The sequence below is a fragment of the Streptomyces iconiensis genome (genome assembly GCF_028657195.3).
In the GTDB taxonomy this organism is placed as follows: Bacteria; Actinomycetota; Actinomycetes; order Streptomycetales; family Streptomycetaceae; genus Streptomyces; species Streptomyces iconiensis.
In genome coordinates this window covers 123,967-147,694 of record NZ_JANCPR020000023.1, presented here as the reverse complement: position 1 = coordinate 147,694, position 23,728 = coordinate 123,967, and the positions used below count along the sequence as shown (strand labels likewise).

At 71.2% G+C, this 23,728-nt stretch carries 16 protein-coding genes and 1 riboswitch; of the genes, 5 read left to right on the top strand and 11 right to left on the bottom strand.

The genetic code is table 11. The annotated features are described in order from the left end of the window. Window positions 1-231 precede the first annotated feature (231 nt). Window positions 232-597: a VOC family protein gene (locus NMN56_RS23240; RefSeq protein ID WP_274045541.1), complete on the bottom strand. Its 366-nt coding sequence runs from the start codon at window positions 595-597 to the stop codon at window positions 232-234. Between the two features lie 216 nt (window positions 598-813). Here NMN56_RS23240 and NMN56_RS23235 point away from each other — a divergent pair, with 216 nt between their 5' ends. Beyond that, window positions 814-1,251 carry a YybH family protein gene (locus NMN56_RS23235; RefSeq protein WP_274045542.1) on the top strand — a complete coding sequence of 146 codons (438 nt, stop codon included), beginning with the start codon at window positions 814-816 and terminating at the stop codon, window positions 1,249-1,251. A gap of 158 nt (window positions 1,252-1,409) precedes the next feature. On the opposite strand, the gene NMN56_RS23230 is transcribed toward NMN56_RS23235, so the two are convergent. Continuing rightward, window positions 1,410-1,538: a hypothetical protein gene (locus tag NMN56_RS23230; RefSeq protein ID WP_274045543.1), complete on the bottom strand. Its 129-nt coding sequence runs from the start codon at window positions 1,536-1,538 to the stop codon at window positions 1,410-1,412. Window positions 1,539-2,278: 740 nt separating this feature from the next. Between NMN56_RS23230 and NMN56_RS23225 the strand changes: the two genes are divergently transcribed. After that, entirely contained in the window at window positions 2,279-2,890 is a 612-nt protein-coding gene (locus NMN56_RS23225) for an acyl-CoA-like ligand-binding transcription factor (RefSeq protein WP_274045545.1), read from the top strand. Between the two features lie 181 nt (window positions 2,891-3,071). Beyond that, window positions 3,072-4,598 carry an FAD-dependent monooxygenase gene (locus NMN56_RS23220; RefSeq protein WP_274045547.1) on the top strand — a complete coding sequence of 509 codons (1,527 nt, stop codon included), beginning with the start codon at window positions 3,072-3,074 and terminating at the stop codon, window positions 4,596-4,598. A gap of 283 nt (window positions 4,599-4,881) precedes the next feature. Here the strand turns inward: NMN56_RS23220 and NMN56_RS23215 are convergent, their stop codons facing one another. From NMN56_RS23215 to NMN56_RS23200, 4 genes are all read right to left on the bottom strand, one after another. Beyond that, window positions 4,882-5,460, bottom strand: coding sequence for a hypothetical protein (locus tag NMN56_RS23215; protein ID WP_274045549.1), 579 nt, complete (start codon window positions 5,458-5,460; stop codon window positions 4,882-4,884). Between the two features lie 505 nt (window positions 5,461-5,965). Beyond that, a complete protein-coding gene (locus tag NMN56_RS23210; protein WP_274045685.1) occupies window positions 5,966-7,651 on the bottom strand; it encodes a precorrin-2 C(20)-methyltransferase in 1,686 nt (561 codons plus the stop codon). Window positions 7,652-7,710: 59 nt separating this feature from the next. Next, window positions 7,711-8,337 carry a precorrin-8X methylmutase gene (locus NMN56_RS23205; RefSeq protein ID WP_274045550.1) on the bottom strand — a complete coding sequence of 209 codons (627 nt, stop codon included), beginning with the start codon at window positions 8,335-8,337 and terminating at the stop codon, window positions 7,711-7,713. Between the two features lie 166 nt (window positions 8,338-8,503). Next, complete coding sequence (locus tag NMN56_RS23200) at window positions 8,504-10,240, bottom strand: hypothetical protein (protein ID WP_274045552.1); 1,737 nt, start codon at window positions 10,238-10,240, stop codon at window positions 8,504-8,506. A gap of 190 nt (window positions 10,241-10,430) precedes the next feature. Continuing rightward, a riboswitch (cobalamin riboswitch) is annotated at window positions 10,431-10,582 on the top strand. Window positions 10,583-10,646: 64 nt separating this feature from the next. Between NMN56_RS23200 and cobN the strand changes: the two genes are divergently transcribed. Together cobN and NMN56_RS23190 are read left to right on the top strand one after the other, a co-directional pair. Next, complete coding sequence (gene cobN, locus NMN56_RS23195; RefSeq protein ID WP_274045554.1) at window positions 10,647-14,423, top strand: cobaltochelatase subunit CobN; 3,777 nt, start codon at window positions 10,647-10,649, stop codon at window positions 14,421-14,423. 244 nt (window positions 14,424-14,667) lie between these two features. Next, on the top strand, window positions 14,668-15,246 hold the full coding sequence (locus NMN56_RS23190; RefSeq protein ID WP_274045555.1) for a GNAT family N-acetyltransferase: 579 nt from the start codon (window positions 14,668-14,670) through the stop codon (window positions 15,244-15,246). Between the two features lie 81 nt (window positions 15,247-15,327). Here the strand turns inward: NMN56_RS23190 and NMN56_RS23185 are convergent, their stop codons facing one another. From NMN56_RS23185 to NMN56_RS23165, 5 genes are all read right to left on the bottom strand, one after another. Then, on the bottom strand, window positions 15,328-16,680 hold the full coding sequence (locus tag NMN56_RS23185) for an SPFH domain-containing protein (RefSeq protein WP_274045557.1): 1,353 nt from the start codon (window positions 16,678-16,680) through the stop codon (window positions 15,328-15,330). Beyond that, window positions 16,677-18,308, bottom strand: a complete 1,632-nt coding sequence (locus NMN56_RS23180; RefSeq protein WP_274045686.1) for an SPFH domain-containing protein — start codon at window positions 18,306-18,308, stop codon at window positions 16,677-16,679. Before NMN56_RS23180 ends, NMN56_RS23185 begins: the two co-directional genes overlap by 4 nt. 633 nt (window positions 18,309-18,941) lie before the next feature. Next, a complete protein-coding gene (gene uppS, locus NMN56_RS23175) occupies window positions 18,942-20,018 on the bottom strand; it encodes a polyprenyl diphosphate synthase (protein WP_274045558.1) in 1,077 nt (358 codons plus the stop codon). 318 nt (window positions 20,019-20,336) lie between these two features. After that, a complete protein-coding gene (locus NMN56_RS23170) occupies window positions 20,337-20,720 on the bottom strand; it encodes a TraR/DksA family transcriptional regulator (RefSeq protein ID WP_274045560.1) in 384 nt (127 codons plus the stop codon). Between the two features lie 225 nt (window positions 20,721-20,945). Next, a complete protein-coding gene (locus NMN56_RS23165) occupies window positions 20,946-23,726 on the bottom strand; it encodes an FtsX-like permease family protein (RefSeq protein WP_274045562.1) in 2,781 nt (926 codons plus the stop codon). Window positions 23,727-23,728 lie beyond the last annotated feature (2 nt).

The following is a 23,728-nucleotide window of genomic DNA, read 5'->3' as shown; positions in this document are numbered from 1 at the left end:
AACCCCGGTTCCGCGACCCGCACCCCGCCTCACCCCGGCCGTCGACCACCGCAACAGACCCGTACCCGACCCGTCATGAACTTTTCCAACAACCCCACTGACATGACCACAACAAGCAACGATCAACGACAGCGCCGCCAACGGAACGGGGGGCGAGCCGCCGCCTGGGGCACCGGCCGCCGGGGGCATCAACTGCCCAGGCGGCGGCATGGTTCGCCCCGCGTGGACCAGTCAGTCGACGGGTGCGACCCGGATCAGGTTGCCGTCCGGATCCGCGACGACGAACGTACGCCCGAACACCTCGTCGCGCGGCTCGCTGACCACGCGAACCCCCTTCGCCACCCACCGCTCGAATCGTTGGTCGATCGCGTCGGGCCCGCCCGGCAGCGCGAGGCAGACCTCGCTGGTGCGCGGCACGGCCGGGGCCAGCTCATCGAAATGCCCGCTCCAGAGGGCGAGATCCGCGCCGTCGCCCAGATCGAAGGCGATGTATCGGGGGGTCTCGAAGCTGGGCCTGATCTCAAGGAGATCGGCGTAGAAGCGGGCGGCTTCAGGTGCGTCGTTGACGTAGACGATGAACACGATCGAGGTCGACATGGCGCACTCCTTGGGTCGGTCTTACTGAACGACTGGAGCCTGCCTGTCTTTCCTGACAGTTCCCGTCAAGTTTTCTGAGATTCACGGCCGCTGCGCTGCCGCTACCGCTCCGGGCGCCTCACATTCCGTACGGCTGCGTCGTCGGACCGCTGAGAACACAGGGGCCGTCGCCGGTCGAGCCGGGCGCGGTCGGATTTCTGGGAAACGGAGAATGCGATGGCTGCGAAGACCACGAAGGACACGAAGACCGCGAACGATTCCGAAGTCAGGGCGCTTTTGGACAGTCGGGTCGATGCCTGCCGGGCAAAGGACATCGACCGGCTCATGTCGCTCTACTCCCCCGACATCGTGTACTTCGATGTCGTCCCCCCTCTCCACATCGCGGGAGCCGAGGCGATACGCCGTAACTTCTTACGGTGGTTCGACGGTTACGAAGGCCCCATCGACCTGGAGACGCACGATCTCACCGTCGCGGCGAGCGCGAGCGCGGACGCGGCGTTCGCGCACATGCTTCACCGGGACTCCGGCGCACGTAAGAACGGGATGGAGAGAGAGATGTGGCTGCGTTCGACCGTCTGTTGCCGGCGGTCGGGCGACACATGGCTGATCACGCACGAACACATCTCGCTGCCCATCGCCCCTGATCGTTACTAGGCACCGGGCACCGGGCACCGGGCACCGGAGGGTCGCACCCTCCGGAGTCCGACCCGACGACAGGCGGGCGTGAGCGCCGTCCGAGATCCGGTCCCGAAAGCCAACATGCTGACGGGCCGCACGGAAGACTCCGTACGGCCCGTCGGATACGCGGCTCGTCAGATCGGCGGTGTCTCAAGGATGAGGCCGGCGACGTCGATGCCCGCGGCATTGGCGGGAGCGGCCACCAGAGCGAGTAGTCCGGCGGTGAGGGCGCTGATCACCAGCGCGCGAGTGCGAGTGGTCATAGATGTGTCCCTTCTGAGTGTGGAGGGTTGGAGGACGGGTCAGCACTGCGGCCGAACGGCGCTGACAGCGCCGGGTGTTGTGAGCGCTGCTTCGGTCCGTCCCCTGACCGATGGGGGCAACAGCCGAACATCGGCGGTCGACCTCGATCGTGGTGCCAGGCGACAGGACGATGACGGAATTGCCGACCTGACCTCGCTGCGAGTACTGGCTGTGACGTTGACGGCGGTAGGTCCGGCGGCTCCTGAAAGCGCCGTCCGTGCCGTCAACGGCGTTCATTACTCGGGGAGTTCGGTTCACGTCCACGATGGTTCCCGTCGATCACGAGCCCGTCACCCGCCCAACTGCGCTGGGCTGCTCGGGTCACGGCTTACGGAAAAGAGTCATCCGGATTGTCACAGGAACGGCGACTCCTCACCCGCTGGGTCGATGACCTCGGTCGAAGCGGCGCCGGGCGGGTCAGTGACGGGTCAGCCGCACCCGGCACCGGGCGACCGGCACCCGTCACCGGCACCCGACACCGGCAACCCGCTACCCGCTACCCGGTAGCCGACACCGGGCGGCCCGGCAGCCAGCAGTCGGCAGCCAGCGAGCCGCGACGGGATCGGCGACCGGGACCGGCGAAACCGGGACCGGGACCGGCCCGAGCCGCATGGGGCACACCGCACCCCCACGGGCGGGGCACGATTATTGCGTGCCCAGAAAACTTGCGTGTGGCGCACTTTCCTCCTACCGTGGAGGCATGAGTGGCCTTCGGGAACGAAAGAAGGAAGCCACGCGGGCAGCGCTGAGCTGGGTCGCGATCAGGCTCACTGTCGAGCGCGGGTTGAACGCGGTCAAGATCGAGGACATCGCCGAGGCCGTCGGCGTATCTCCGCGCACGTTCAACAACTACTTCTCCAGCAAGGCCGAGGCGATCACGTTCCGCCACCTTGAGCGCTCCTTGCGAGTCGCCGCCGAGCTGCGCCAGGGCCCACAGGATGAACCCTTGTGGGAGGCGATCACACATGCGGCGCTACGGCAGTTGGAGCCCGGCCCTGAGGTGCGGCACATGCCGCCGCAGGAGCCCGCCGACTGGGCGGCCGGCCTACGGGTGATGCTGGCCGAACCGGCGCTGGAGGCCGAGATGCTACGCGCGAACAAGGTCGCGGAGAAGGAGCTGGCCGCCGCGATCGCCGATCGCACGGGCACAGATGTCGGGTCCGACCTCTACCCCCGCCTGGTGGCCGCGAGCGTGATGGCAGCCAACTACGTCGCGATCGAGCTGTTCGTACAAGGCGGCGCGGAAGAGTCGATGGAGGTCCTGCTGCCCAGGGCCCTCCACATGGTGGCCGCCGGACTCCCCACCCCGTAACCCTCCGCCCCGTAACCCCCCACTCCGTAACGCCCCCTCGTAACACCCCCCGCAACTCCGCCCGTAGCTCTCCACGCGGCACACCCCGCGCGCCATCCGCAACCGCGCTGCCCCCTGGGCGACTCCTGGGTGACTCCCTGGGTACCCCCTGCCCTCTTACATCCCATATGTGAGGTTTCTTATGTCTGACGTGATCATCGTCGGTGGCGGTCCGAACGGACTGATGCTCGCCTGCGAACTGGCGCTGGCCGGAGTGCGTCCGGTCGTGCTGGAGCGTCTCACCGGCCCGAAGACCGAGCCCCGTGCGAACGGTCTGGTCGGTCAGGTGGTGCGCATGCTCGACCGGCGCGGCCTCCACGCGCGCATCAGCGGCTCCGGCGAACCGCCCCTGCCCGCGCCGCGTTACATGTTCGGCGCGTTCACGCTGGAGCTGGCCGCCCTCAAGGACAACCCGGTGAGCGTTCTCCCGGCACCGCAGGAACAGATCGAGAAGGTCCTCGCCGCCCGCGCCGCTGAGCTGGGCGTCGACCTTCGTGTGGGGCAGGAAGTGACCGATCTGCACCAGGACGACGACCTCGTCCGGGTCACCCTGGCGGGCGGCGAGACCCTCACTGCCCGTTACGTGGTCGGCGCCGACGGAGGGCGCAGCATGGTGCGGCGGCTGTCCGGCATCGGCTTCCCCGGCGTCACCAACGACGACTTCATCACCCGGTCGGCGAACGTGTGCGTCGCGGAAGAGCACTTGGGCCCTGACCGCGAGCTGCGCGTACCCGGTTACGGGAGCCTGCCGCCCCTGCTGTACCAGCGCACGGAGCGCGGCACGATCGTGTGGGCGCTGCTGCCCGGCCGCCAACCTGTACTGACCACCACCGAGACCGGCGCCCCTGACGAGCACACCGCGCCGATGACCTTCGAGGAGATGCTGGCGAGCGCCGAACGCGTGCTGGGCGTACCCGTCCCGGTGGAGCCGCCGGAGGGCGAAGGACCGCACCTGCTGCGGCGGCTCGTCGGCGGCAACACCCGGCTCGCCGAGCGCTACCGTGACCGGCGGATACTGCTGCTGGGCGACGCCGCCCACGTCCACTCGGCGATCGGCGGCCCCGGCCTCAACCTCGGCCTGCAGGACGCGGTCAACCTCGGCTGGAAATTGGCCGCCACGGTGCGCGGTTGGGCACCCGAGGGCCTCCTGGACACCTATGACGAGGAACGTCGCCCCGTCGCAGAACGCGTCGTGGCCTCGACCCTGTCCCAGTCGGCGCTGATGCGCCCCGGGCCGGAAGTCAGCGCCCTGCGTACCGTCTTCGCCGAGCTGCTCGCCTCCCCCGGAGGCACCGAACGCATCGCCCACCTGCTCGCCGGAACCACCGAGGACTTCGCCCCCGACCTCACGCTCCACACCGACACCGACACCGACACCGGCACCGGCGCCGGCGCCGGCACCCACCGCCTGGCCGAGCTGACGACCACGGCCCGCCCCCTGCTCCTGGACCTGAGCGGCGACTTCGCGGAAACCGCGGCCCCTTGGCGCGACCGCGTGGACATCATCAACGCCAAGACAGCAGACACAAACGCCACCGGCCTCCTCCTCCGCCCCGACTGCCACCTCGCATGGACCGGCCACAATGCGGCGGACACCGACGCCCTACGCACGGCCCTCCACCGGTGGTTCGGCACACCGCTCCGCACCGCCGGCGAGTCGGACGGGTGACGCGGCCGAGCCGGACGGGTGACGCGGCGGGCCGACACCGTCCCGTCTGACCCCCGCCAGAGACCGGGGTGGCGCGCACCTGCGGGTCCACAGTCCCCCGCGTCCCGCCCGTGGCCCGGACCGCTCACTGCCCGGCCGGCTTCCCGTAGTCGGCCTGGGGTGTTGAGAGACGGTCAGCGAGCCGGGCAAGCCAGCCACTGGGTGCGTATGGGGAAGGTGGGTCGACTTCCCTTCTCACCCTGGTTTTCGATCTCAGGACGAAATCTTCACGTCACGAAAGCGGTCAACCCTGATGGCACTTTTCGAGATGCAGATTCGCCGCCCGCAGAATATCCCTCAAGAGCCCTGGGGTCGCCCAGTCGAGGCGCGGCTCAAGACTCGCCTTGAACTGCTCAGGAGAAGCGAAGAGAGTCGTCAGTCTCTGTAGCTCGGCCGTGAGCCCTGAGAGGTCCTCCGTGCAACCACCAGGATGGGAATCCGTCACACCCTTCTGAATCGCTTCCGTGATTCCCATAGAGAGCCCGACTTCGTCGGACTCGATCCAACAGGCCCCGAAACTGCGGGCCCTGGGAAAGTGGATGTCGACCTCCCAGGGGGCCATCGGAAGCCGAGCGAAGGGAACGGTGCCTGTTTCCCCCTGCAGGAGGAGAAGGGCTGCGACGGTGCGCAGGTAGTCATGACCGTCCTGCCTGCCTGACACCTGCTGGAGAGCTTTGTGAAACCTGTGCGGGACAGGATATTCGGGCTCTTCCTCAAGAACTTCAGCGATCAGCTCAAGGAGCGCGGACACGGACTCGGGAGAACTCATGTGCCGTGACTCGTCGGCCCTGAAGGTGCGGTAGAGACGGGCGAGCGCGTCCACCTGAGCGTTCGTTCCCCCAGAGCACTGGGAGTTCCTCATCGCTTCCAGGACCAGCATGACAGGCCCGCTGTTGAAGACGTGCGCCGCAGGGTGAGGCATACCTCGGCTCCGATCTTTCCGCTAGGGCCGCCGTCCTGATCGTAGTCGCTTCGGAAATCCGGTTGAGCTCACTGATCTTCTTCTCCAGGAACTCCTGCATGTCATCGAGGTCCCGAGCCAGTTCGGTCAGCTTCTTGTCGGTGACATTGAGTTTCACTCCCACGTTTCCCCCTCCGCGGTGCCTGCGGTCGAAACGACGTCGTACCGGCCCCGCCACGGATGCGCGGATGCACCAGCCACCCGGGCGGGCTCGAACTTGCCCCTCTGACTCTGGCTTCAGGGCTGGTCCCGATACGGGCGGGGGAGTCCAGAGGTGTGGGGGTTTCCCCCCCCCGGACGGAGTCTGGGGGGACCCCCCGACGCTGGCCGACAAGGCCAACGGGGAAAGGGGCGAAGCCCCATATGGTCAAGCCCCCGTGGACCTGGGGGCTTCCGGATAGCGGCGGGGGGTCCAGACGGTCATCGTGGGCTCGCCCTCAGCGGTGGCGCCGGCGGTGCGGCGTACGGCCTGTGTCTGGGAGGACCCGACGATCAGGAGGGTCCGCATGTCGACCTCGTCGGGGTCGAGGTCGGCGAGGCGTACCGTACGGACGCGTTCGTCCGGGCCGCCGACATCGCGGGCGAGGACGACGGGGGTGTCGGGCGCGCGGTGTTCGAGGAGGAGTTCGCGGGCCTTGCCGACCTGCCAGGTGCGGCTGCGTGAGCCGGGGTTGTAGAGCGCGAGTACGAGGTCGGCCGAGGCGGCGGCGTGGAGCCGTTCCGCGATGACCTCCCACGGCTTGAGGCGGTCGGAGAGGGAGAGGGTGGCGTAGTCGTGACCGAGGGGCGCTCCCGCACGCGCCGCCGCCGCGTTGGCCGCCGTCACGCCGGGCAGCACGCGTACGGGTACGTCGGCGAACTCCTTGAGCGAGGCCGCCTCCAGTACGGCGGTCGCCATGGCGAAGACGCCCGGGTCACCACCGGAGACGACGGCCACGCGGCGCCCGCGCCGCGCGAGGTCGAGCGCGAACTCGGCGCGTTCGGACTCGACACGGTTGTCGCTGCCGTGCCGGCGCTGCCCCGGGCGTTCGGGCACCCGGTTCAGATAAGTGGTGTAGCCGACGAGGTCGTCGGCCGCGGCGAGCGCGCCCCGCGTCTCGGGCGTCATCCACAGCGGCCCTGCGGGGCCCGTTCCGACGACCAGCACCTCGCCTGCCGTCACCGATGCGCTGGATTCCGCCGCCTCTTGGGCAGACCCCGGGGCGGATTCCCGCTCGGGCCCCGGGGCGGATTCCCGCTCGGGCCCCGAGATGGGCTCCCGGTCGGGCCCCGAGGTGGGCTCCCGGTCGGGCCCAGGGACGGGCCCCCGGTCGGGTTCCGCACGTGGCGCGGTCAGCGGCGCGACGCGGCTCGGCAGTACCGCGACCGAGAAGTACGGCACCGACTCCGCGTCGGCGCCCGCGAGTTCGCCGGTACGCTCGCCCTCCATCGTGGCCCGTTCCACGTAACGGGCCTCCTCCAGGCGGCCCGCGCGCTCAAACGCGCGGCGCACCTTGGGGAACGTACGCCCGAGCTTCATCACCACGGCGGCATCGGTCGCCGCCAGGCGCGCGGTCAGTTCTTCCTCGGGCAGGGTGCCGGGCAGGATCGTCAGGACCTCGTCGGCCTCGGCCAACGGCGTACCGAGGCGGGCGGCAGCCGCGCTGACGGAGGTGACGCCCGGGATCACCTCGGTCGGGTAACGGTGCGCGAGCCGCTTGTGCATGTGCTGGTACGAGCCGTAGAAGAGCGGGTCGCCCTCGGCGAGCACGGCGACCGTGCGCCCCGCCTCCAGGTGCGCGGCCAGGCGTTCCGACGCCTCGGCGTAGAACTCCTCCATCGCACCCCGGTATCCGCCCGGGTGGTCGGTGCTCTCCGTGGTGACGGGGTAGACCAGTGCCTCTTCCACATGGTCGGCACGCAGGTACCTCGCCGCGATGGACCGTGCTATGGACCGGCCGTGCCGTGCGCTGTGGTACGCGATCACGTCGGCCTCGCCGATGGCCTCGACGGCCCGTACGGTCATCAGCGACGGGTCTCCGGGGCCGAGCCCCACGCCGTACAGGCGGCCGATGCCCGGCCGTTGGGCGTCGGGCCTGTGGGCCCCGGCCTCGCGGGGCGCCTCGTGCGCGCTCACTCCTCCTCGCTCGCGATCGCGTTGAGCGCCGCAGCCGCCATGGCGCTACCGCCGCGCCGGCCCCGTACGACCAGGTGTTCCAGACCCGAAGCATGCGCGGCGAGCGCGTCCTTGGACTCGGCGGCGCCCACGAAACCGACCGGCACACCGATGACGGCAGCGGGGCGCGGGGCCCCCTCGTCGAGCATCTCCAGCAGCCGGAAGAGCGCGGTGGGCGCGTTGCCGACGGCCACGACGGCGCCCTCCATACGGTCGCGCCACAGTTCCAGCGCCGCGGCGCTACGGGTGGTCCCCATCCGTGCGGCCAACTCCGGTACCCCGGGGTCCGAAAGCGTGCAGATCACTTCGTTGCCGGCGGGCAGCCGCTTGCGGGTGACGCCGCTGGCCACCATCGCGGCGTCGCACAGGAGCGGTGCCCCGGCGCGCATCGCCTCGCGGGCCCGCGCGACGACACCCGGCGTGTAGCCGAGGTCGCGCACCAGGTCCACCATGCCGCACGCGTGAATCATGCGTACCGCGACCTGGCTCACGTCGGCGGGCAGCCCCGCGAGGTCCGCCTCGGCCCTGATGGTGGCGAACGACTGGCGGTAGATCGCCGGTCCGTCCTTCTCGTACTGCAACACGGTGCTTTCGCTTTCTTCGTTCCGTCGGCTGGGCGGCGGTTGGGCCGCTGGGCGGCTGGGCGGCTGGGCGGCTGGGCGGCTGGGCGGCTGGGCGGCTGGGCGGCTGCTGGATTCGGCCGTGGGCGCGTCGGTGGCTCGTCCTGCGGCCATGGGCGGGGGGGGGCGGCTACGGGATGCGGGGGCGGCGGAGGACGGCGAGCGCTTCGGCAGGCGTCCTCCCGCCCTCCGCCGTCGCTTGGAGGTCCGCCTTCGCGTGGAGGTCCGCCTTCGCGGAAAGGTCCGTCTTCGCGGGAGGGCGCACCGTCCCGGAAGGGGCCACCGTCGCGGGCGGCATCACTGTCACGGGAGCGTCGCGGCTGCCGTTGGCGCCTACTCGGGACACAGCGAAACCGGCACCCTCGCGGTCGGGTCGCGCGACGACATCGACCCACTCCCCCTTCGGGTGCCCGCACCGGCGTTCGCAGCCGGACCAGTGGACGGGGAGCGGGGCGGCCCCGTCATGCGGAACATCCGCAACCTGCGGAACGTCCGCGTCGTGCGGAACATCCCCACCGTGCGGTACGTCCGCGTTGCCGGACGCCGCGACGGCGCCCGCCGCCTCGGCCCGTACGTCGGCGAGGGACTTGGCGCAGCCGGGCCGCCCCGTGCACGCGGTCACGCCCAGCCAGGGCGAGCCCGGGTTCGTGACGAGGCCGAGCGCGTCCAGTGCGGACAGGCGCTGCCGTGCGGCCTCCTGTGCGAGCCCCGGCACGAGAACGCCGCGCCAGGGAGTGAGCCGCAGCTCACCCGTGCCCTCGCGACAGGCGTCGACGAGCCCTCTCCACTGCACAGCCGTGAGCCGCCCGAGAGGCGCTACGACGCTGAGGGCCGCCTCGCCCTCCCCCTCCGGGGCGTCGATGACACCGGGCACGGGAGGGCCTGGTCGCGTGGGCGGCTCCGTCCCGGCCACGGGGGCCGGGCCGGCGGGGGCGTCCGCGGCACCCGGAATGTTGGCGGCACCCGGGACGTTCGCGGCACCCGGGACGTTGACGGCATCCGGCGCGTTCGCGGCACCCGGGAGGTTCGCGGCACCCGGGACGTTGACGGCGTTGGGGTGCTCGCCGGCGCCCGGATCGTTGGCGGCGTCCAGGCCCCCGCCGGCGCCCGGGCCCCCGGGAACACCCCGGTGCACGGACGCCCCCAGGCGGTGGGCCACTTCGCGCGTGATACGGGCCAACTCGCCTGCCCCGCCCGGGAGTTCACCTACGCGCCAGGCACCGTTCCCGTGCGCGGCCGTGAGGAACACCTCGGCGGCGAGGAGAGCGGCGCGGGGCGCGTCGGGTGCGGGGACGGGCACCGCTTCGGGGTGCGTACCGAACCGCAGCAGCGCCCGGCCGCCGGGCAGGGCGCGCAGTGTCACATCGGCGCCCAGCGGCGCCATGTCCCCGCGGCCGTCGTCGAGCGCGAACAGGAAGCGGCCCGAAAGCGCGGTCATCGCTTCGCTTGCGCACAGCATCCCGTCCAGCGCGTGCAGCCACGTCAGCACCTCGCCGTGACCCAGTCCGTCGAGCCCAGCCAGCGGCGAGGCCACGATGTTCCTCACCCGCTCGTGCGGGAACGAGGGCAGCAGTCCAGCGGCGTCGAGCAGCCGGGCCAGTTCCGGGGCGTCGCCTGGGGCGAGGCCGCGGATCTGAACGTTGCCGCGCGAGGTGAGGTGGAGGTCGCCGTCACCGAGCCGTGCGGCCACATCGGCGAGCGCCTCGGCCTGGCCGATACCGAGCACGCCGCCGGGAACACGTACGCGTGCGAGGGCACCGTCATCAGCGATGTGCAACCGCAACGTTCCGGGGCAGGCGTCGTCCCGGTCCCGTACGGGGGTCGCTCCAGGGCGCGACGGCGTGGCGGAGGCGGGAGCGGTGGACATGGCGGCGAGCATACCGACCGCCCTTCAAGGCGCCAGGTGCCACCTTTCGGGCCCCGCACTCATCCGTACCTCGCGCACCAGGTGTGCCCTGCCCCGCGCAGCAGGCGTGCCGCGCCCCGGGTACGCCGCCCTTGCCCCGACCCTCATGCGTGGCCCCGCAGCCCAGAGCCCCACCCGTACCGTCCCCACCCGTACTATGCCTAGGCACGGGTCGTCCGACCCGGCGTCGCCAAAGACGGCGACAGGGGAGGAAGCCCGGTGTGAATCCGGCGCGGTCCCGCCACTGTGAACCCGGTCCCAGGGCCGGGCGAGCCAGGAACTCCCTTTTCCCAGCTCCCGGCCCGGCCGGGGCGGGGGAGACGACACCACCCGGGGCGAGGACACCCCGAGGAAGGCCAGACGACGCATGCCGCATTCTTCCGAGGCACACGCGCCCCTCCCCGGTGAGCCCGGCGGTCCTGGTGACCCCGGCGATCCCGGCGAACCCGGTAACCCCGGCTCCGCCGCCCCCAGCGAGATCCTGCTCCTGTCGACCTCCGACACGGACCTGCTGAGCGCCCGCGCGGCCGAGGGCCCCGTCCGCTACCGCTACGCGAACCCCTCGCGGCTCGACCTCGATGAGCTGCCGGCGCTGCTGGAGGGCACGGGCCTCGTCGTCGTACGTCTTCTGGGTGGCGTACGCGCCTGGGAAGAGGGGCTGGACACCCTGCTCGCTGCAGACCGCCCCGTCGTCGTCCTCACCGGTGAACAGGCGCCGGACGCGCAGCTCATGGCCTCCTCCACCGTTCCGGTCGGTATCGCGGCCGAGGCGCACGCGTATCTCGCGCACGGCGGGCCCGCCAACCTGGAGCAGCTGGCCCGCTTCCTGTCCGACACGGTGCTGCTCACCGGGTACGGATTCGAGCCGCCGGAGCCGGCGCCGTCCTGGGGGCGGCTGGACCGTACGGTCATCCCCGGTACCCAGGCGGACACCCCGATGATCGCGGTGCTCTACTACCGCGCTCACCACATGAGCGGCAACACCTCCTTCGTACGCACCCTGTGCGACAGCATCGAGCAGGGGGGCGGCCGTGTACTGCCGCTGTACGTCGCCTCGCTGCGCACTCCCGAGCCCGAACTGATCGAGGAGCTGCGCGCCGCTGACGCGATCGTCACCACCGTGCTCGCCGCCGGCGGCACCAAGCCGGCCGAGGCGTCGGCGGGCGGTGACGACGAGTCGTGGGACGCGGGCGCGCTCACCTCGCTGGACGTTCCGATACTCCAGGCGCTGTGTCTGACCGGTTCGCGTACGGACTGGGAGAAGAACGACGAGGGCGTCTCGCCGCTGGACGCGGCGAGCCAGATCGCGGTGCCGGAGTTCGACGGCCGGCTGATCACGGTGCCGTTCTCGTTCAAGGAGATCGACGAGGACGGCCTGCCCGCCTATGTCGCCGACCCCGAGCGCGCGGCACGCGTCGCGGGCATCGCCGTACGGCACGCGCGGCTGAGCCGTATCCCGGCGGCCGACAAGCGGCTGGCACTGGTGCTGTCCGCCTACCCGACCAAGCACTCGCGTATCGGCAACGCCGTCGGCCTCGACACCCCGGCCAGCGCGATCGCGCTGCTGCGCCGACTGCGGGCCGAGGGCTACGACTTCGGGCCCGAGGAGGACATTCCCGGGCTGGTCTCGGGGGACGGCGACGAGCTGATCCGGGCCCTGATCGAGGCGGGCGGCCATGACCAGGACTGGCTCACCGAGGAGCAGTTGGCCCGCAATCCGGTACGTATTCCGGCGGCCGACTACCGCCGCTGGTTCGCGACCCTGCCCGCCGAGCTGCGCGAGGCGGTCGAACGGCACTGGGGCCCGCCGCCCGGCGAGATGTTCGTCGACCGCTCCCGCAACCCGGAGGGCGACATCGTCCTCGCGGCGCTGCGCCGCGGCAATCTGCTGATCCTCATCCAGCCGCCGCGCGGCTTCGGTGAGAACCCCATCGCGATCTACCACGACCCCGATCTGCCGCCCTCGCACCACTACTTGGCGGCGTACCGCTGGATCTCCGCCTCGCAGCATGGGGGCGCCTCCCGGACGGAGTCTGGGGGATCAGGCTTCGGCGCCGACGCGATGATCCACCTCGGCAAGCACGGCAACCTGGAGTGGCTGCCCGGCAAGAACGCGGGCCTGTCGGCCGCCTGCGCGCCGGACGCGGCGCTCGGTGACCTGCCGCTGATCTACCCGTTCCTGGTCAACGACCCGGGCGAGGGCACGCAGGCCAAGCGCCGCGTGCACGCCACGCTCATCGACCACCTCGTGCCGCCCATGGACCGCGCAGACTCGTACGGGGACATCGCGCGCCTCGAACAGCTCCTGGACGAGTACGCGCAGATCTCCTCCATGGACCCGGCCAAGCTGCCGGCGATCCGGGCCCAGATCTGGACGCTCATCCAGGCCGCCAAGCTCGACCACGACCTCGGCCTGGAACAGCGGCCGGACGACGACGGGTTCGACGACTTCCTGCTGCACGTCGACGGCTGGCTGTGCGAGATCAAGGACGCCCAGATCCGCGACGGCCTGCACGTACTGGGCAACGCGCCGGCGGGCGCTGCGCGCGTCAACCTCGTCCTCGCCATCCTGCGTGCCCGCCAGATCTGGGGCGGTACGACCTCGCTGCCGGGGCTGCGCGAGGCGCTCGGCCTGGACGAGTCCGCTGCGACGCGCACCACGGCCGACCAGGCCGAGGCCGCCGCGCGGGCGCTGGTACAGGCGATGGACGACGCCGACTGGGATCCGGCGGCTGTGGCCCGCGTCGCGGGGAGCGTGACGGAGAGTACTCCGGGGGCCGACCGCGAACAGGTGGCCGCCATCCTCGACTTCGCCGCACGCGAAGTCGTCCCGCGGCTCGCCGCGACCACGGCGGAGACCGACCACACGGTGCACGCGCTCAACGGCGGCTTCGTGCCGGCGGGTCCTTCCGGCTCCCCACTGCGCGGCCTGGTGAACGTTCTTCCTACGGGCCGCAACTTCTACTCCGTAGACCCCAAGGCCGTCCCCTCGCGCCTCGCCTGGGAGACGGGCCAGGCGCTGGCCGACTCGCTGCTGGAGCGGTACCGCACGGACCCCGCCCACAACGGAGCCTGGCCCAGCTCCGTCGGCCTGTCCCTGTGGGGTACGAGCGCGATGCGGACGGCCGGCGACGATGTGGCCGAGGCGCTGGCGCTGCTGGGCGTGCGCCCCGTATGGGACGACGCCTCACGCCGGGTGACGGGCCTGGAGCCGATCCCGCTGGAGGAGCTGGGACGGCCGCGCGTGGATGTGACGCTGCGCATCTCGGGCTTCTTCCGCGACGCGTTCCCGCACACCATCGGCCTGCTGGACGACGCGGTACGCATGGTCGCCGCGCTGGACGAGCCCGCCGAGTCCAACCACGTACGGGCCCACGCGCAGGCCGACATCGCCGAGCACGGCGACGAACGCCGCGCCACCACCCGGATCTTCGGCTCCCGGCCCGGCACGTACGGCGCCGGGCTGCTCCAGCTCATCGACTCGCGCGACTGGCGTACGGACGCGGACCTCGCTGAGGTCTACACGGTGTGGGGCGGCTACGCCTACGGCCGTGAGCTGGAAGGCCGTCCGGCGAGGGAGGAGATGGAGACCGCCTACAAGCGGATCGCGGTCGCCGCCAAGAACACGGACACCCGCGAGCACGACATCGCGGACTCGGACGACTACTTCCAGTACCACGGCGGCATGGTCGCCACCGTCCGCGCGCTGCGCGGTACGGCTCCCGAGGCGTACATCGGGGACTCCACCCGGCCCGAGACGGTCCGCACCCGCACGCTCGTCGAGGAGACCTCGCGCGTCTTCCGGGCCCGCGTCGTCAACCCCAAGTGGATCGAGGCGATGCGCCGCCACGGGTACAAGGGCGCCTTCGAACTCGCCGCCACCGTCGACTACCTCTTCGGCTACGACGCGACCACGAACGTCATCGCCGACTGGATGTACGACAAGCTCGCCGAGACGTATGTCCTCGACCCCGAGAACCGCGCCTTCCTCCAGGAGGCCAACCCCTGGGCCCTCCACGGCATCACCGAACGCCTCCTCGAAGCGGAGTCACGCAACATGTGGGCCAAACCGGATCCCGCAGTGCTTGACGCACTGCGGGCCTCTCTTCTGGAGACGGAGGGCGAGTTGGAGGGGGAGGGGTAGCCCCCAGGCCCCCTGTGTGTACGTTGCGGCTTGCCCCGGTGAGGGGGTGCCCCCTCGCTGCGCTGAGAGGGTGCCCCCTTGCTGCGCGTCGCGGGCTGCGGCTGCCCTGTGGCTCGCGCCCTCGCTGAGGGGGTGCCCCTTGCCGCGCATCGCGGACTGCCGCTGCCCCGTGGCTTGCGGCGCAGTTCCCCGCGCCCCTTCGGGGGCGCAGCCGTGTCGGGGGAGGCGCGGATAGGTTGGTGGGATGGCTGTGCATTTGAGCGTGGAATCCGTCGCGTCCCTGCCCGCGTTGCGGCTGCGTCCGTGGCGGGACGGGGATCTTGGGGAGTTGCTCGCGGCGCACCGTGACCCGGAGGTGCGGCGTTGGACGACCAACCCGCTCGACGACGAAGCCGCGGCGGCGCGCTGGCTGGAGGCGCAGCAGGAGGGGTGGGAGGCGGGCAGCCGTTACAGCTTCGCTGTCGTGGCCGAGGGCGGCACCGGCGACCGCGGACGCCTCGTAGGCGGGGCCGGTGTCAAGGAGGTCGAGCCGGAGAAGGTGTCCGCCGAGGTCGGTTACTGGGTCGCTGCCGCGTACCGCGGACAGGGCGTCGCCTCGCGGGCGTTGGAGGCCGTCTCGCAGTGGGCGCTCGATGTTCCGGACGGGCTCGAACTCGACAGGCTGGACCTGCTCCACTCCGTGGAGAACGAACCGTCCTGCGCGGTCGCGGAGAAGACCGGCTACGCCCTCATGTCTCTGCTGGACCCGCTTCCCCCGCAGTTCCCCGCCCCGAGCGGAGGGCATCTGCATGCCCGGGCCAGTGCCTTCGCCGTTACGGGGTAGCGCAGGAACGGGGTGCGCGCCCCTTGATCCGCTCGGGGTCAAGGGGCGCACCCCGTAAGGGGGTTGGCAGCGGGGGGGGCGTTACTGCCGTTGCTGCCACACGTCGGCGACGGCCTCGCTCACGGCCGCCGCGTCAGGGCCCTGCGCGGTGGTGTGCCCGGAGCCTGCGGGCAGTTCCGTGAGGCGGGGCAGGAGCTGGGCCGCCAGCAGGGTGGAGAGCGCCGAGGTGTCGCCGGATCCCGCCGCGTCGGTGCGCAGGACGACGGGCCGCGGCGCCTTGCCCGCGAGTGCGGCGCCCACGTCGAGGCGGCGGCGGGCCAACTCGTACTGGAGGACCGCGCGGTTGTCGCGGTACGCCTGTGCGAGGGTGCGCTGCGCACGCGCCTCGTTCTCGGCGGCGATCAGACCGCTGCGGCCCCGCGTCTCGATCTCGAAGCGCACGTTCTGCGCCTCGGTCTCCTGCTCCTCCAGCAGCTGCGCGACCTGCTCACGCGCCTTGTTGAGTGCCGCCTTCACTTCGACGATGCGCGCGTCCCGCACCTTCTTGGCGCGTTCGATGTCCATCTGCAGGCTGTCGATACGGCGCTTACGGGTCAGCCCCCACTCCTGCTCGTACGCGGTGGCTTCCTTGGCGACGCGCTCACGGGTCGCCAGGTGCTGCTGGTACTGCGCGGGGAGCTGGACGTCGGGGATGTTGGCGCCCGTGATGCGTACGCCGTAGCGCGAGAGCTGCCGGTTGAGCAGCTCCTGCATGTCGGCGACGTCCGAGCCCCGCAGGTCGTAGGCGCGTTCGGTGCGCACCCTGCGGCCCCGCTGCCTGATGGCGTCCTGGACGGCGCTGGAGAGCACGAGGTCGAAGTTGCCCGCGCCGATGGTGCGTACGAACAGCACGGCGTCCGTGATGCGGAACTTCAGGAAGAACTCGATCGAGCGCAGCGGCACGTTCTCCTGCGTCGGGCAGGCGACGACCGGCGCCGAGTACGGGATCTCGGTGGCCGTGTCCACCACGAAGTCCACCCGCGACCAGGGGTGCCACAGGTAGTGGCGGCCGGGGTCGAGGGTGCGCGAGATGGCGCCGTAACGGGTCAGGATGCCGTTGGTGCCCTGCTCGATCTCGACGATCGAGGAGCGCCACCACCACAGCGCGCCTGCGATCAGGAACAGCAGCCCGAAGATGTAGGTGACGGTCGCGAACGTGTCGTAGACATCGCCCGCCGCGCCGTCCACATCCTGTATGGCCGCCATGACTCCGCTGATCACGGCGAGCAGCCCCAGCCAGACCGGGACCATCCACCACACCCTGCGGCGGTGCTTGGGGATGATGACCGGAACGAGCGTGCCCGCCTCGCCGCCCCGCAGGAGCTGCGGTATGTCGCCCCAGGGCGCCACCTCCTCGGTGATGACGGACCTGCGGTTGCCGACTGCTGCGCTCACTCTCCTGCCTCCCCGTACACATCGGCGCCGAAGGCACCGGCTGCACCGTCGGCACCCTCGGCGCGGTGCCTGCCGTGGGCGCCGTCGTTCTCGTCGCTGTTGTCGTTCTCGTCGCTGTTGCCGCTGTTGGCGGCTGCGCCGTGCCCGTTGCCTGCGCGTGCGGCACCCGTGTCGGGTACGGGCACACCGCCGGGTGCGCCCTGCGCCGGCGCGGTCGGCCGCTCCGCCTCGCGCAGTGCGCTGATCTCCGCCTCGCGCCCGTCGATACGGGCCGAGACCTCGGAGAGGCGTCCGCGCATGGCGGCCATGTCCTCCGTCGAGAACAGCTCGGTGCCGCGCTCGCCCACCAACTCCCGTGCCAGGGCGAGGAAGTCGACACCCGCGGCGCCGTCCTCTCCCCCGCCGCCGATCCGCACGAGCCGCGGCAGGTGGTCGGCGACGCCTTCCAGCGTGTCCAGCACCTGCTGCTGGTACCGGTACTCCAGGATCTCCGGCGCCTCGGCCGCCGTCACGGCGCGGATGTCGAGCGCCTGCGCCTCCAGCAGCGCCGCGTTCGCCTTCGCCTCGGACTCGGCCTGTACGTAACGCTGGCGTGCCATCGCACCCGCGCGGTTCGTCTCCCGCTCAAGGGCCGTGTCCATCTGCGCCTGGTGCTGCGCGATGTCGGCCTGGATCGAGGAGAGCTGCTCCTGCTGCGAGGCGAGTTCCTTGCTGAGGTCGCCCTCGTCCTGCTCCTTGCGGAGCTGGAGCGCGTACTCGTGCGTGTACGCCTCCTTGGCGACCCGCACCATCTCGGGGGACGCCAGGTCCATGCGGTAGCCGCGGTCGGAGGGTTCGGCGTGCGTGATGTTCGCGTTGGTCAGCTCGACGGCGGGCCTGAACTGCTGGTTGAGCTGCTCTAGCAGCCTGCCGGTGTCCTCGCCCACCATGTCGTAGATCCCCGCTGCCTCCTGCTCGTAGATCAGGCTGCGGATGGTCTCGCTCACCGCGTTGTTCAGCTTCTCCTCGAAGCCGCGCACCGCGCCGAGCGTGTAGACGAACTCCACGGGGTCGCTGATCCGGAACTGGATGAACAGGTCGATCGACGCCTTCACCCCGCCCCGCGTCGGCGCCTCACGCACCGGTGCGTTGAACGGGTACTCGCGCGTGGTGTTGATGATGTACGAAACGCGCTTCCACGGGTTGAGCAGGATGACCCGGCCGGGGCCGACGACCTGCTCCAGCTTCCCGAACCGGGTGATCAGCGCCTGGGACCCGTCAGGAACCATCACCATCCCCTGCCGCCACCACACGAAGGCGACGGCCGCGACGGCCAGCACCCAGTAGTGGATACCGAACAGCGGGTTGGTCAGCGCGCTGCTGTCCGTGAACGACGACAGCGCCGAGGTGATCGCCGTTCCCACGGCTCCCAGAACCAGCAGCAGCGAAACCGGCAGCATGCTCACGAACGAACGGCCGCGCGGCAGCACCATCGGACAGATGGTGTGCACCTGCTGCATACCGTCGCGCTTCTGCCCGCTGTGGTTCAGCTCCTCCCCCGCCTCGTCCAGCGGCACCGTCTTCTGCTCCATGACGGTGTCGATGGTTCCGCCCTGCTCGCGGGCCGCGGGGAAGTCGGACGGATCCATCCCGTCCTCCCGGTCGGCCCCGTCGGCCACGCCGGCCCGCCGGCGCAGCTCTTCCTCCGCCGCCTCACGCGGATCGGCTCCACCCGCCACGGCCCGGGCTGCCCCACTGGCCACAGCCCGCGGACCTTTGCGCGCACTCTCCTGCGCCACGTAACCCCCTCGTCCTCGGACGGCGCGTCACGCGCCCCCGTTTGCCTTGCACATGTAAAAGCCCCACCCTGTCAAAAAGTGCGGCTGTAAAGAAACCATCAAGATCCCCGCACGACGCTGCTGCCCAGTCGACTGCGCCTGACACGTCCCGGATCGGCAGCTGTCGACCAGCGGGGCGGCGGCCCCTTGGCGCTCGATGCCCCTCATGCCCTGGAAGAGCAGGATCAGGAGGGGCGGTGGAGGAACTGGAACTGGGCCCTTGGGTCGGCCTCGTCGAGGGCGGTCTCGCCGACGTCGAGGGCGATCTCGCCGACGTCGAGGGCGATCTCGCCGACGTGGAAGGCGGCGCGGTGCGGTCGTCGCGCGGCCGGCCTTGGGGAATCCCGGCCAGGTGCAAGTGTGCGCTGTCAGGGCGTGGCTGCCCGGCTCAGGGGGCGGCACAGCCGAGACAGGCGGGACCGGCAGGACCGGCCGGGGCGGTCATCAGGGAAGGTTCGGAGGCCCGGCCTGTGTCGATTCCTCGGTGAGCTGGTTCAGGGTGAAGCGGGCGGTCTCCCTCAGCCCGTCCCACAGGGTGGCGCCCAGGTGGGAGGCGATCGCCGTGGGCAGGTTGAGCAGCACGGACGGGTCGGGCAAAGCGGACCGGCCGGGGAGCGCGGAAAGGTCGGTCAGCACGGACAGGTCAGGCAGAGCCGAGAGGCCGCGCGTGGGAGGGCTGGGCGGACCGGGCGGGGAAGGGTGGTCGTTGAGCGGCAGCGAGGCGGCGGTCTCGACGGACTCGGACTCGGGCTCGAACGCGGACCCGGCGAATCCCGAAGCAGACGCGGCGGCAGCGGCTGCGTCGGCTCCCTCCGGCGGGTCCACAGCGCCGAAGCGGCGCTGGCGCTGCTGATACAGCTCCAGCGCGTGCCGGAAGTGCGTGATGCGGAAGTCGGGCCACAGCACGTCGAGAAAGACGAGTTCGGCGTAGGCGCAGTGCCACAGCAGGAAGTTCGACAACCGGTGCTCGCCCCCGGTGCGCAACAGCAGGTCGACATCGGGCAGTTCGGGCAGCTGCATGTGCTGGGCGAAGGTCTCGGCGGTGATCTCCTCGGCCGGAACCTTCTGGGCGGCCAGGGAGCGCGCGGTCTCACACAGGTCCTGGCGGCCTCCGTAGTTGAACGCCAGGCTCAGTTGCAGCGTGCTGTTGTCACGCGTGAGCTCCTCGACCTCGCGCAGCTTGTCCGTCACCTCAGCGGGAATACGCGGGTCCTCCCCGCCCAGCACGCGCAGCCGCACTCCGCGCTTGCGCAAACGCTGCGCTTCCCTGCTGATGACGTGCTGGGTGAGGAAGCGCACCAGGAAGCTGACCTCTTCCTGGGGGCGTGACCAGTTCTCGGCGGAGAAGGCGAACAGCGTCAGCCACTCGACCTTCGCCGCCAGCACGCCGTCCATGATCGCGTCGAGGGCGGCATGGGCGGCCATATGGCCGTGGGTGCGCTCCAGTCCGCGCTGCTGGGCCCAGCGGCCGTTACCGTCCATGATGCAAGCGACATGCCTGGGAGGGGTGTCGGGGGCCATCCACTCTCCAAATGAGCACATAGAGCAATCGACTGACTTCGGAGAGTGCATGCCCAAGCGCGAGTAGCGGTACCCCTTCGCCTCGCCACTCCTCGGGCCCGGGCGCTGCCCGGTGGTCCGGGCGTAACGGTCCGCGACCTCGTCGCCGCTGGTCATCGCTGGTCATCCACGCCCCAGGCCGGTTCAGGATGTGTGTTCGGGCGCCTGGTCCAAGTACTTGTTCCAGGGCCGGTTGAACCACGAACAGGTGCGGCATGGGCGGCATAAGCGGAACCAGTGACACCAGCGGCATGGACGGCATGGGCGGCACCAGCCGCATCAGGGCAGCGCGGCGCAGCGCACGCAGGTGGTCGCCGCGGGGCGTGCCTGAAGGCGTTCGGGCGGAATCGGGGTGCCGCAGTGGTCGCAGCGCCCGTAGTCGCCGCGTTCCAGCCGGTCCAGGGCTTGGTCGAGGTCGGACAGGTGCTCGCGGGCCTGGGCGAGGAGGGAGGCGACGTGAGCGCGTTCGAAGGCGGTGCTGGAGCCGTCCGGGTCGTGTTCGTCATCGACCGCCACCAGGGCGTTGGCCTCGACGATCGTGGCGAAGTCCCGTTCCAGCGCGGCGATCCGTTCCTCCGTGCCGGCCCGCTCCCCCGCCAGACGCGCACGGATGGCCGCCCGCTCGCTCGGGGGCGGCGCTGAACCCTCGGGGTCATCGCTCACTGCCGCGACAACACCGCGTCGCGGGGCCGCATTCCGCCGCCCGTTCGAGAGAGGCGGGGCGGCGGGGATGGCGGGGATGGCGGGAGCGGCCTGTGGGCCGCGCCGGTCGGAGGGGACGGACCGCACCCCCGTACCGGAAACCGGGGGCGGAATCCGGTACCGGGGCCCTGACCAGGGCGGCGCCACGCTACCGACTCGCACACCCCCGGGAGTCAGGCGCGGGAGTCAGGCGCGGGAGAGTGCCTGGGCCGGTGGGGTGCGGAGGGCCTGGCGGGTCGGCAGTTCGATGGTGAGGAACGTGATGCCGACGACCACGACAGTCACGGCAGGCAGCAGCCAGGACGGCCCCGCGGGCCAGGGCTGGTGGAGGAACCCGACGGACAGCAGCCCCAAGGGCACCACGGACAGCAGCAGCCCTGTGCCGAGCGCCACAGCGGCGATCAGCGTCGCCTCGCGCCGCATCATCGCTCTGACCTGGAAGGGCGTGGCGCCGATCAGTTGGAGCGTGGCCAGTTCCGTGCGGCGGCCCGCTGTGGTGGCGACCAGCTTGTTGGCGATGCCGAGGAGCAGGTAGCCGAGCAGTACGGCCAGGACCACGATGTTGATCCACAGTTCCGGCGGAACACTGCCCACACCCCCCTGTCCCCCCTGTCCCCCTTGATCCGGCTTGCCGGGGCTGTCGTCCAGGGCCAGGCCCGGCCGGGACGAGGCCAGAGCTGCGACGTTGCGCTGCGCCTCGTCCGTGCCGTCCGTACGGGCCAGGATGTTCTGGTCGAGACCCGTGGTGGTGTGGCCCGCTGCCAGGTCGCGGGAGAGCGCGACGGGGCCGAAGCCGAGGCCCCGTTCGTACGTCGCCACCACGCGCGCTGTGACCGGGGCGCCGTCACCGAGCACGAGCTTCACCCGCTGCCCCACCTCGGCTTCGCGGGCCCCGGCGACATCCGTGCTGACGGCGACGGTGTTCCCCGTTAGCTGTGACAGGCTGCCGGTCCGCACGTCGAGGTCGAAGACGCCGCGCGCCTGCGGGGTCAGTACCAGCGCCGAGCTGGACTCGGTCTCGATGTCCCCCGCCATCTTGTACGGCCACAGCGCCGTGGTCGTGGTGACGGGGGCGGCGGCCCGTACACCCGGGGTGTCCCGTACGTCGGCGAGCAGGCCCTCGGGCACGCCCCCGAGCCCGGGCGCGCTCACGCCGAGCTGCGCGCGGGTGCCGTCCTCGACATCACCGGAGGTCGCGGCCAACACGGTGGTCTGGGTCAGCGCATAGGTGAGCGTGAAGACCACGGCCATCGCGAGGGTGGTGACGGCTCCGGCGACGCGCAGCGCGTAACCGTGGCTGTTGGCGACTGCCAGCCATGTCGAAGCCGACGCCTTCGGCGGCAGCTTCCTCGCCAGCGTGCGGCCGATACCGCTGACCAGCACGGGGCCCGCCAGCGCCAGCCCGATCGCCGCGACAATGCCGGCCATGGACGTCACCGCGGCGCCCGCCTGCGAACGGGTCAGCAGGGGCGTGATCGAGATCCCGGTCGCGACGACGATCAGGCCGAGACCGACCTGACCACGCGCCTTCGACGGCGTACGGGGTTCGCTGCGCGACTCGGCGACGGCCTCGGTCGGCGGCATCCGCGAGGTACGCCACGCGGCGCAGCGGGCCGCCACGGTCACGACGCCGACCAGCAGCACCGCGGCGGCGACGGCAGGCAACGGACCTACTGTCAGGGGCAGTCCGGGCGGCAGCATCCCGGTGGAGACCAGCAGATCGCGGAAGCGTTCGGCCAGGACGTAGCCGAGACCGACACCGGGCACCGTCGCCACGAGGGCGATGAGCGCCGCCTGCGCTGCGGCGAGCCGGCGTATCTGCCGGGGAGTCGCACCGACCGCGCGCATAAGGGCGAGTTCGCGGCGCTGGGCCTGGATCGAGACGGAGAGCGCCCCGCCCACGATGAACCCCACCACGAGAAGGGTGACGCCCGCCAACGACCCCGCGAGAGCTGGGAGGAGCGAGCGCGCCGCCGTCGTACCCGGCGACTCCGCATCACCCCTGGCAGCCCCCATGGAGACGGTCAGCCCACTGTCCCGCACGGCCGCGCGCACCTCGTCCACGACCTTGCCACCGGCCCCCGGCTCGGCACGTACGGCGATCAGGTCGGCCGTACGGGGGGCGGCGTTGGCGGAGTTGGCGTTGGCGGGGGCGGCCTTCGCGGGGGCGGCGTTGGCGCCGACCTGGTTCGCGCCGACCGGGTCCGTATGGGCCGCGTTGGCGATGTGGGCCGCGTTCGCGCCGGAAGCCGTATGCGCGCCGGCCGCGTTCACGTTCGACGCCGCGTTCACGTTCGACGCCGCCTTCGCGCTCGACGCCGCCTTCGCGTCCGCGTCCGCGTCCGTGCTCGCGCTCGGGTGGTTGGCGAGCCGTGTCGCCGTGGCGTCAGTGAAGTAGACGCCGGTGCCCGGGGATTGGAGTACGGCGGAGACACGGTAGGTGCCGGGGCGTCCGGCCGCGACCACCTTGACGCGGTCACCCGGCTTCGCGTGCGCGGCGGCTGCCGTGTCCTTGTCCAGGGCCACCTCGCGCGGCCCTGCCGGTGCCGTGCCGTCGATGTGCGGTGCGGGGAGCAGGCCGGTCGATGACCAGCCGTGACCGTTGACGCTCGGGTCTTCGGACGGTACGGCGACACCGCGCCCTGTGACGACGGCGGCGGGGAAGCTCAGATCGCTCACCGCGCTCGCGACGCCCGGCAGCCGTGCGAGCCTGTCGGCGAGTTCGGCCGGCACCCGGGCACGTTCCGGGAGCGTGACCGGCAGGTCGCCGGGTGGACGGTGGGTCTGGCTCGCCGAGACGACCACATCGGCGCGGGCGAGGCGCTCGACCGGTGCGTGCGAGCGCCAGCCGGACTCGGCCAGTACGCCGATGGCGGTGACCATCGCGGCTCCGCCCAGCGTCGCGCAGGTCACGGCCAGCAGCGCCGCGATTCTGCGGCGTGCCATGTGCCAGGCCAGATACAGCATGC